Consider the following 258-nt stretch of genomic DNA (forward strand, 5'->3'; position numbering starts at 1 on the left):
GGTCAGCAGATCTACGGTGGTCATGGCTATATTAAAGAATGGGGTATGGAGCTCATCGCTCGTGATGCCCGTATCGCCACTATGTACGAAGGCACAACTGGTATTCAAGCCCTAGACTTATTAGGCCGTAAAGTTATTTTACAGTCTAAAGGCAAGATCATCCGTGACTATACTTCTACTATCATTAGATGGTGTGGAGAGTACGCGCTTGATAAAGACATGCGTAAATTCGTTTGGGCGTTGACTAAGCTATGTGCT

The 258-nt window shown here is 44.6% G+C and carries 1 protein-coding gene; it reads left to right on the forward strand.

Annotated elements, in window-relative coordinates:
• A partial coding sequence (locus ACY0MJ_RS22415; RefSeq protein ID WP_462640772.1) for an acyl-CoA dehydrogenase family protein occupies positions 1-258 on the forward strand: 258 nt, incomplete at both ends.

The organism is Ramlibacter sp. bp-362, from assembly GCF_054956735.1.